We start from the raw sequence: 9,007 nt of genomic DNA on the forward strand, positions 1-9,007 counted from the left end.
TCATGCCCGCCTACAAGTACGACGCGCTCGACGCCGCCGGCAAATCCCGCGGCGGCCTGGTCGAGGCCGAGAACGCCAAGGCCGCGCGCGCGCAGCTGCGCGGCCAGGGCCTGGTGCCGCTGGCGGTGGAGCCGGTGTCGGCCGCGGGCGGCCCGGGTGCGGCCGCGGGCGGCTTCAGCCTCAGCCGCAAGGTCTTCAGCAGCACCACGCTGGCGGTGTGGACGCGCCAGCTCGCCGGGCTGGTCGGTGCCGGGCTGCCGCTGGAGCGTGCGCTGACCGCGCTGTCCGACGAGGCCGACGACCCGCGCCAGCGCGAGCTGGTGGCCCACCTGCGCGCCGAGGTCAATGCCGGCTCGCCCTTCGCCCGGGCGCTGGGCACCACGCCGCGCGAGTTCGATGATGTCTACCGCGCGGTGGTGGCCGCCGGCGAGCAGAGCGGCGCGCTGGGCGCGGTGCTCGAACGCCTGGCCGACGACCTGGAAGAGCGCCAGGCGCTGCGCGGCAAGCTGATCGGCGCCGCGCTGTACCCGATGATCGTCTCGCTGATCGCGGTGGTGATCGTGATCTTCCTGGTGAGCTACGTGGTGCCGCAGGTGGCCAGCGTGTTCGCCAGCAGCAAGCGCGCGCTGCCGACCATCACGGTGGTGATGCTGGCCATCAGCAGCTTCGTGCGCAGCTGGGGCTGGCTGGTGCTGCTGGCCCTGGCCGGCGCCTTCACGGGCCTGCAGCTGGCGCTGCGCAACGAGGCCTTCCGCCGCCGCTTCGACGCCGGCTGGCTGCGCCTGCCGCTGCTGGGCCGGCTGGCCCGCGGCTACAACGCGGCGCGCTTTGCCGGCACGCTGGCGATGCTGGCCAATGCCGGCGTGCCGATTCTCAAGGCGCTGCAGGCCGCTGCCGAGACCTTGGGCAACCGCGCGATGCGCGCCGACGCGATGGACGCGCTGGTGCAGGTGCGCGAAGGCGCGCCGCTGGCTTCTGCGCTGGCCGCCAAGGCGCGCTTCCCCGGCCTGCTGGCGATGTTCTCGCGCCTGGGCGAGCAGACCGGCCAGCTGCCGCAGATGCTGGACCGCGCCGCGCGCCAGCTCGGCAGCGAGGTGCAGCGCCGCGCGATGGCCTTGGCGACGATCCTGGAGCCGCTGCTGATCGTCGCGATGGGCGGCGTGGTGATGATGATCGTGCTGGCGGTGCTGCTGCCGATCATCCAGCTCAACCAGTGGGTGAAGTAGCTACAGCCGGGCGAGAAATGCGTCGCGCTCGCGGCTGAGCGCCGCGCCCTCGCCGCCGCTGGTGGCGCTGGCGGCGTAGTGGTGCACCCAACGCACGGCCATCGCGCGGGACTGGTCGGCGCCGGCGTTGTCGCCCTCGCGCAGCAGCCGCAGCATGCGCTGGCGGTACAGCTCGGCCACCTGCAGCGAGGCACCGATGTGGTCGACAGCGTGGTTGATGCACTCCTCGGCTTCGCGCAGCCGGTTCGCCCGTTCGAGCAGCAACGCGGCCATCCACCAGTCCGGCCCGGTTTCGCCGGCCGCGGCGGGGATCGCGAAGCTGCCGAACACCGCCGAGTTCAGCACCAGTTCGCCGAGATTCACCGCGGCGGTGGCCTTGTCCGGCACCGCGGTGACCCGCGCGCGCAGCACGTGCCGGGCGTCGGGGCCGTCGACCAGCAGGTGGCACTGCTCGATCGGCTGGTCGCCATCGTGGATGTTTCGCACGCCCAGCGCGGTGATGCGGCCCTCGGCCAGGCGCAGGCACTGCGGTGCCGGGTAGTCCTGGCGCACCTGGGCTTCGATCTGGTCCAGCACCTGCTGCCGGTCGTCGTTCTCGATCGGCAGCAGGTCGAGGTGGATCTGCACGTCGCCCTCGGGCTCGAACATCAGCACGCGCCGGCCGTCGTCGATGACATGCCAGCCCAGCGGCAGGTCGAGCTGGGCGCTCACCGCGCCGCAGGCCACGGTGGCGCAGCGCGCGGCGCTGTCGATCGTCACCAGCCGCGGCACCAGGCCGACGCCGCCATCGCGCAGGCGGCGGTTCATCGCCTGCTCGGGGTCGAGCGCGTCGGCGTTGTCGGCCAGGGCATGGTCGCCCATGGTCGCCGCCGGACGCTGCATCGCCACCGTGCCGACCTCGAGGTCGACATCGGCGGGCACCGGCGTCATGGCCTCGGTCTGCGCTCCGGCCTCGGCCTGCGGCTCGACCTCGGCAGCCGGCACCGCCGCGGCCTGGGCCGCAGGCCACAAGGGCACGGTGCTGCCGATGCCCTGTTCGAGCGTGAACGATTCGATCGCCGCCGACCACAGCGGCTGCACCGCATCGGCCAGCAGCGCCGGCGCCGTGAGCGACAGGTTGATCAGCCGCCCGCCGTCTTCGGCGAACACGAAGCGCACGCGCATCGGACCCAGCTCGCTGGGCTGCTCGGCCTCGCCGATGACCGCCGGCAACGGGCCCAGGCGCCCTTCGCCGAAGCTGCGCGCCTGCAGGCCATGCTGGGCCAGCAGGAAGCGCGCCCAGTCACTTTGCGTGCCATCACCATAGGCCGGGCGCGCGGCCACGGCCCAGACGATGGCCGCGTGCGGCGCGGTCACCGCGGCCAGCGCCACCAGGCGCGAAGGGTCCTCGAAGTCGGGCTGCTCTTCCGGCAGGTCATGCACCACCCAGTCGTCGGGCAGGCGCATCGCGAAGCCCAGGCTGGCCACGCGCGACGGGAAGTGGCGCATCGGCAGCGCCGCGGCTTCGGAAGCAGGGTTCATTGCGCGCTCGCGGGGGTCGGGAACAGCTCCCGCAGCGCGTTATACGCCTCATGGCGCAGGTGAGGGAAGAGCTCGATCAGCGCCCGGTGCGCATCGGCCTCGCGCTGCTGGGTTTCCAGCCCCTGCGCCGGGCGGGCCCGGGCGGCGGCAGGCACGGGGGCACGGGTGGCGACGGCGGTGGTGGCGGCGGCGGTGGGGCGGCTGGACATGGGGCGGGCTCCTGCGGTGTGGCGCGATGAGGGCAGTCTCTGCAGCGCGGGCATCAGGCGCGCTTCAGCCCTTGCGGGCGCGTGTTTCGTTTGTTCCGCCGTGGCGCGCCAGCCAACTGTCGAGCAGGCGCCTGGCGTGCAGATCCGGCGTGCCGGTGTGCCAGTGCGCGCGGCTCTCGTCGAGCGCCTGCCGCAGCTCGCGCACCGCCGGTGTGTAGTCCACGCCCTGACCTGCAAAGCGCTCGGCCGTGCGCAGCACGCGGTCGGTCTTGAAGTCGAACTCATCGCTGCGCAGCGTGTGGGTGTTGCGCATGCTGTCGCGGAACTCTTCGGCCATCGCATGGATGCCCTCGCGCACCGGCTCGGCCAGGGCGGCGGCATCGGGCGGGTCGTTGCTGGCGAGGAAGGTGAACGCGTGGTCGCAGAAGCGGCTGCGCAGCATCTCGGCCAGCGCCCGCGTCAGGTCGGGATGCGAGCGCACCTTCGCCAGGGCAAGCGCGCGGATGTCGGGCGTTTCGTCCTGCGAGGTCTGGTTCATCAGTGACACCAGGTCCTTCACCGGATCGGCGGCGATCACCTGCTCGCGAATCCAGCGGTCGCGTTCCTGGTCGTCGGCAACCTGCTGCTCGGCGCGCCGCACGGCGTCCTGCTGCTGCGAGACGACCAGCTGCACCAGCATCAGCGCACAGGCCAGCAAGGAGACGCCGGCCGGCAGCAGCACCAGCGCGCGCTGCCATGGCAAGGCCCAGGCCTCGAACGCCTGCGGCCACAGTGCCTGCACCGCCACCAGCCACAGCACAGGCGGCCACACCAGGTGCAGCCAACTGCGCAGCGGCAGCATCGCCCAAGGGACCTGCGAGGCCGGCTCCAGGCGGGTGGCCACGCTCAGGCCGGTGACGAGCACCGCGCACACCAGCACGGCCAGCACCACCAGCCCGCTGGCGAAGCGCGACAGCCCCAGCCAATCGAAGCCGCCGCGCCAGCAGGCCACCGTGAAGGCCAGCGCCAGCCCGGCCAGGAAGGGCAGGCAGCCGATGGCCGCGCCCATCGCCCGGCCGCCGTCGCGCCCGCTGTCGCTGGACAGGCCCATGAAGAACAGCATGCCGCCGGCGATCAACGCGACGACGAGGCCGATTCCGGCCAGCAGGTTGCCAAGCATCCCAGTCCTTCCACCCACACCGCGGGCGAGCGGGGCCGGATGCTGGGCAGGCGCGGTTTCACCCGTGTTTCGTCGACCCCGCGCGCAACAAACGAAACCCGCGTGGGCCGGCCGCGAAACGCCGTCGATGCGCGCGCTGCGCAGACTGCTGCCATCACGACCCGAAAGACAACGCGATGACCCCCGACCAGATCCGCCTCGTGCAAGCCAGCTTCGCCCGCGTGAAGCCCGAGGCCACCGCCGCGGCCGAAGCCTTCTACCGCCGGCTGTTCGAGCTGGACCCCAGCGTGCGCGGCCTGTTCCACGGCAACATGGCGCAGCAGGGCGAGAAGCTGATGCAGATGATCGGCGCCGCCGTCGGCCTGCTGGGCCGGCCCGAGACGCTGTTCCCGGTGCTGCATGCGCTGGGCGCGCGCCACGTCGGCTATGGCGTGCAGCCCGGTCACTACGACACGGTGGGCCAGGCGCTGATGGACACGCTGGGGGCGCTGCTCGGCGATGCCTTCGGCGCGGCACAGCGCGAGGCCTGGGCCGCGCTGTTCGCGATCGTCAAGCGCGAGATGCTCTACACCGAATCGCCGGCTTCGCTGGCGGCCTGAGCCTCGCCGGAATCCTGCAGCAGCGCGGCCACGCCGCGCAGCAGCGCCGGCTTGGTGAAAGGCTTGTCGAGGCTCGCGCAGCGCGCCTCGTCGAGGAACTGCCGCGCATCCACCGACAAGGTGTCGCCGGTGACGAACAGCATCTTGCGCGCCAGCGCCGGATGCCGGCGCCTGACCTCGCGCCAGAGCGCCGCGCCATCCATGTCCGGCATGCGCAGGTCGCTGACGATGGCGTCGAAGCGCGCCGCGTCCAGCAGCTCCAGCGCCACCGCGCCCGATTCGGCGGTGGCCACTTCGTAGCCGGCCGACTCCAGCATCTCGCGCACCAGGTTCGCGATGTCGGCTTCGTCGTCGACTACCAGCACGCGGGCCAGCGCCGGCGTGTCGGGGGCCGGGTCGGGCTCCGCCGCCGCCGCGGCCGGGCTGCCCGCCACCGGCAGCTGCAGGCGGAACGAGGCGCCGCCGTCCGATGAGTCCTCCAGCAGCAGTTCGCCGCCATGCGCGCGCGCCAGCGAGCGCGACACCGCCAGGCCCAGCCCGGTGCCCATGCCCTCGGCCTTGGTGGTGAAGAAGGGCTCGAAGATCTGCGCCCGCGCCGCGGCCGGCACACCGGGGCCGTTGTCCTGCACCTGCAGCCAGCACTGCGCGGCGCGCCCCTCGCGCGCCGGCTGCAGCCCGCTGCGCACGGTGACGCAGCGCGGCCCCTCGACGCCGGCCAGCGCCTGCTGCGCATTGACCAGCAGGTTCAGCACCACCTGGCCGATCTGGTCGCCATCGGCGTCCACCGGCGGCAGGCCGTCGGCCAGCTCCAGCCGCAGCTCGATGCCATGGCTGCGCCAGACATAACCCAGCATGTCAGCGGCCGCGCGGACGAGGTCGTTGAGCATCACCGCGCCGCGTTGCGCGGGCTTGCTGCGCGCCATGTTCAGGAAGGTGCGCACGATGCGACCGCAGCGCTCTGCCGCTTCGCGGATGCGCGCGGCGTCGGCGCGCAGCGCGGGGTCGTCGAGCTTCTCTTCCAGCAGGCCGGCGCGGCCCATCACCACCGCCAGCGGGTTGTTCAGCTCGTGCGCCACGCCGGCCAGCAGGCCGCCCATCGCGCCGATCTTCTCGCTCTGGCGCAGCGCTTCGCGCTGGCGCTCGATCTCGTGCTGGGCCTGGCGGCGCTCGGTCAGGTCGACCATCGAGGCGGTGAAATGGATCTCGCCGTCGTGTTCGGTGCGCCACAGCAGCAGCTCGACCGGGAACTCGCTGCCATCGCCCCGGCAGGCCACCATCTCGACGCGGCGGCCGAGGAAGTCGCTGCGCTCGCCGGCCACCAACTGGGCCAGGCCGTCGATGTGACGCTGGCGGTAGCGCTCGGGGAACAGCTGGGCGATGCGCTGGCCCAGCATCTGCGCCCGGGGGCGGCCGAACATCGCCTCCGCGGCCGGGTTGAACTCGACGATGTTGCCGCGCGCATCGGTGGCCACGATCGCCGCCAGCGCCCATTGCACGATGGCCGCGTTGAAGGCCTCGCGCTGGTGCTGCTGCTGGCGCAGCAGGTGCTCGCGCTGCTGCAGTTCGCGCTGTGAGCGGAACACGTCGGTCACCGCGTCGACCCACACGCGCCAGCGCGGCTCCAGCCGCGGCGGCTCAACGCGCGGGTCGACCGACAGCGCCCGCAGGTAGGCCAGGATGCGCAATGCCGGCGCGACGAAGTGGCGCGACAGCATCCATTGCCCGGCGACGAACATCAGCAGCAGCGCCAGCGCGATCAGCGCATTGGGCACCAGGCTGGACAGCACCGCCGCGCGCAGCGCCGATTCGGGCACGGCCACCAGCGTGGTCCAGGGCACGGCCTCGCGCCGGGCCGCGGACAGCAGCCAGCCCTGCTCGTGCAGCAGGCGGCCGGGCTGCTGCAGCACGCGCTGCACGGTGGCCGGTGCCAGCTCGCGCGGCAGGTGTTCGGCCAGCGCGAGCTGGAGCTTGTCCTGCGCGCTGGGTGTCCAGCGCGCGCCGGCCGCCGGCAGCAGCGGCTGCGCCGAATCGGCCAGCACGTTCTGGCGGTCGTTGACGATCCAGTAGCGGCCGGGCGCCGCGCCAGCCCAGGCCGCCACGCGCTGCTGCAGGTCGTCGATGCGGAAGTCCACCGACACCTCGCCGACGTAGGCGCCGTTGACGATGACCATCGCACCGTGCGAGATGACCAGGTGCCCCTGCAGCTGGCTGATGTCGGGCGCGCCCCACCAGGTGGTGCGCGGCGGCTTCTCGGCCAGCTTGCGCCGGCTGACCTCGGTGGCCTCGGCCCGCACCGGCGCCATCGCGACCAGGCCGTCGGTGCCCATCGCGGCGACGATGCGCTCGGAAGCGATCCACGGGTAGCCGAAGGAACCGTTGGTGTCGGTGCCGGCGAACCAGGTTGCCTCGAAGCCGGGCGCGCGCTCGTGGGCGACGCGGGCCTGTTCGACGAAGCTCACTGCGCGGCGCAGCCAGTCCTCGGGCGGACCGGAGCCGTCCGGCGCGGCCCACCAGATCTGGCCATAGCGCTGACGTTGAGCGGCCGTGGCGCGGTCCATCGTCACGCCGTCGGGTCGGCCCTGCTGCAGGCGCGCGCCCAGCGCCTGCCGCACCTCGGGCCCGGGGTCGGGCGGGTCGTTCCAGCGCTCGACCAGCAGCGCACGCAGGTCGTGCACGTGGTTGATCGCCGGGCGCACCAGCTGCTCCAGGTCCAGCGCATGCTGCGCCAGCCGCAGCTGCAGCGACTGCTCGGCCTCTTCCATGCGCTGGCGGTACTGCAGCGCGGTCAGCACCGCCAGCAGGCCCAGCACCGGCAGGCCCAGCGACCAGATCAGCCGCCGCGTGGCGGCCAGCACGGCCTGGTCGGGCGGAACATCCGGAGGCGCCGTGTCGGTCATCGCAGGCGCCTCATGCCAGCAAGGTGGCCACCGCGGCCAGCAGGTCGGCCTTGCCGAAGGGCTTCTCGAGCCGGGCGCAGCCGGTGGCGTCGAGGAACTCGCGCGCACCCGGCGACAGCGTGTCGCCGGTGATGAACATCAGCCGCGCCCCCAGGCCGGGATGCAGGCGCAGGATTTCGCTGCGCAGCGCGGCGCCGTCCATGTCGGGCATGCGCAGGTCGCTGACGATGGCGTCGAAGCGCGCGGTGTCCAGCAGCTCCAGCGCCACCGCGCCGGACTCGGCCACCGCCACCTCGTGGCCGGCCGATTCGAGCATGTCGCGGATCAGCTCGGCCACCTCCGCCTCGTCGTCGACCACCAGCACGCGCGAGCGCTGCAGGCTGGCGGTGTCGTCCAGCGGTGTCGAGGCGGTCTCGGGCCCGGCCTCGCCGGACAGCGGCAGGCTCAGGCGGAAGCAGGCGCCGCCGAGGTTGACGCCCGTGGCGCCCGGCGCGGCAGGCTCCAGCATCAGGTTGCCGCCGTGCTCGCGCGCCAGCGTGCGCGAGACGGCCAGGCCCAGCCCGGTGCCGATGCCTTCGGCCTTGGTGGTGAAGAAGGGCTCGAAGATCTTCTCGGCCAGCTCGGGCGCGATGCCGGGGCCGGAATCGGCCACCCGCAGCCACACGCGCGGCTCGCGGTCGGCCCGCGGGCGCTCCAGGCCGGTGCTCACCCGCACGCGGCGCGGGCCGCTGGACGAGGACAAGGCCTGTTGGGCATTGACCAGCAGGTTCAGCACCACCTGGCCGATCTGGTCGGCGTCGGCATTGACCTTGGGCAGGCCTTCGGCCAGTTGCAGTTCCAGGCTGATGCCGTGGCTGCGCCAGGTGTAGGCCAGCATTTCGGTGGCGGCCTGCACCATCTCGTTGAAGGCCACCGGCGTGCGCTGCGTGGGCTTGCTGCGCGCCATGTTCAGGAAGGTGCGCACGATGCGGCCGCAGCGGTCGGCCGCCTCGCGGATGCGCTGCGCGTCGGCGCGCAGGCCCGCCTGCTGCTCGCGGCTCAGGCCCAGCGAATCGCACTTCTCTTCCAGCAGGCTGGCGCGGCCGAGCACGATGGCCAGCGGATTGTTCAGCTCGTGCGCCACGCCGGCCAGCAGGCTGCCCATTGCGCTCAGCTTCTCGCTCTGGCGCAGCGCCTCGCGCTGGCGCTCGATTTCGAGCTGCGCGCTGCGGCGCTCCGACAGGTCGACCAGCGAGGCGGTGAAATGCGCCTCGCCGGCCACTTCGGCACGCCACAGCAGCATCTCGACGGGGAACTCGACGCCGTCGGCGCGCAGGGCCTGCATCTCGACGCGCTTGCCGATCAGCCGGGCCGGCTCGCCCGCGCCGATGCGGCGCATGCCGGCCTCGTGCGCGGC

The 9,007-nt window shown here is 73.0% G+C and carries 7 protein-coding genes; 2 read left to right on the forward strand and 5 right to left on the reverse strand.

Annotated elements, in window-relative coordinates:
• The first annotated feature begins 2 nt into the window (after positions 1-2).
• Positions 3-1,226, forward strand: coding sequence for a type II secretion system inner membrane protein GspF (gene gspF / locus ACILR4_RS24490; protein ID WP_395703510.1), 1,224 nt, complete (start codon positions 3-5; stop codon positions 1,224-1,226).
• Here the strand turns inward: gspF and ACILR4_RS24495 are convergent, their stop codons facing one another.
• The 3 genes from ACILR4_RS24495 to ACILR4_RS24505 form a co-directional block, all read right to left on the reverse strand.
• Positions 1,227-2,747, reverse strand: coding sequence for a hypothetical protein (locus ACILR4_RS24495; protein ID WP_395703511.1), 1,521 nt, complete (start codon positions 2,745-2,747; stop codon positions 1,227-1,229). It abuts the gene before it with no gap.
• Positions 2,744-2,956: a hypothetical protein gene (locus ACILR4_RS24500; RefSeq protein WP_395703512.1), complete on the reverse strand. Its 213-nt coding sequence runs from the start codon at positions 2,954-2,956 to the stop codon at positions 2,744-2,746. Before ACILR4_RS24500 ends, ACILR4_RS24495 begins: the two co-directional genes overlap by 4 nt.
• A 64-nt stretch (positions 2,957-3,020) precedes the next feature.
• Complete coding sequence (locus ACILR4_RS24505) at positions 3,021-4,115, reverse strand: hypothetical protein (RefSeq protein ID WP_395703513.1); 1,095 nt, start codon at positions 4,113-4,115, stop codon at positions 3,021-3,023.
• A gap of 176 nt (positions 4,116-4,291) precedes the next feature.
• Between ACILR4_RS24505 and ACILR4_RS24510 the strand changes: the two genes are divergently transcribed.
• On the forward strand, positions 4,292-4,714 hold the full coding sequence (locus tag ACILR4_RS24510; protein ID WP_395703514.1) for a globin family protein: 423 nt from the start codon (positions 4,292-4,294) through the stop codon (positions 4,712-4,714).
• On the opposite strand, the gene ACILR4_RS24515 is transcribed toward ACILR4_RS24510, so the two are convergent.
• Positions 4,681-7,611, reverse strand: coding sequence for an ATP-binding protein (locus tag ACILR4_RS24515; protein ID WP_395703515.1), 2,931 nt, complete (start codon positions 7,609-7,611; stop codon positions 4,681-4,683). The two genes, ACILR4_RS24510 and ACILR4_RS24515, sit on opposite strands and share 34 nt — an antisense overlap.
• A 10-nt stretch (positions 7,612-7,621) precedes the next feature.
• The coding region (locus ACILR4_RS24520) for an ATP-binding protein (RefSeq protein WP_395703516.1) at positions 7,622-9,007 on the reverse strand (1,386 nt) is incomplete at its 5' end.

Origin of the sequence: Aquabacterium sp., from assembly GCF_044226965.1 — a bacterium.
In the GTDB taxonomy this organism is placed as follows: domain Bacteria; phylum Pseudomonadota; class Gammaproteobacteria; order Burkholderiales; family Burkholderiaceae_C; genus Pseudaquabacterium.

Bases quoted from the DNA above. Each gene is read 5' to 3' on its own strand.
- gspF (WP_395703510.1), top strand. From the start codon at position 3: ATGCCCGCCTACAAGTACGACGCGCTCGACGCCGCCGGCAAATCCCGC.
- ACILR4_RS24495 (WP_395703511.1), bottom strand. From the start codon at position 2,747: ATGAACCCTGCTTCCGAAGCCGCGGCGCTGCCGATGCGCCACTTCCCG.
- ACILR4_RS24500 (WP_395703512.1), bottom strand. From the start codon at position 2,956: ATGTCCAGCCGCCCCACCGCCGCCGCCACCACCGCCGTCGCCACCCGT.
- ACILR4_RS24505 (WP_395703513.1), bottom strand. From the start codon at position 4,115: ATGCTTGGCAACCTGCTGGCCGGAATCGGCCTCGTCGTCGCGTTGATC.
- ACILR4_RS24510 (WP_395703514.1), top strand. From the start codon at position 4,292: ATGACCCCCGACCAGATCCGCCTCGTGCAAGCCAGCTTCGCCCGCGTG.
- ACILR4_RS24515 (WP_395703515.1), bottom strand. From the start codon at position 7,611: ATGACCGACACGGCGCCTCCGGATGTTCCGCCCGACCAGGCCGTGCTG.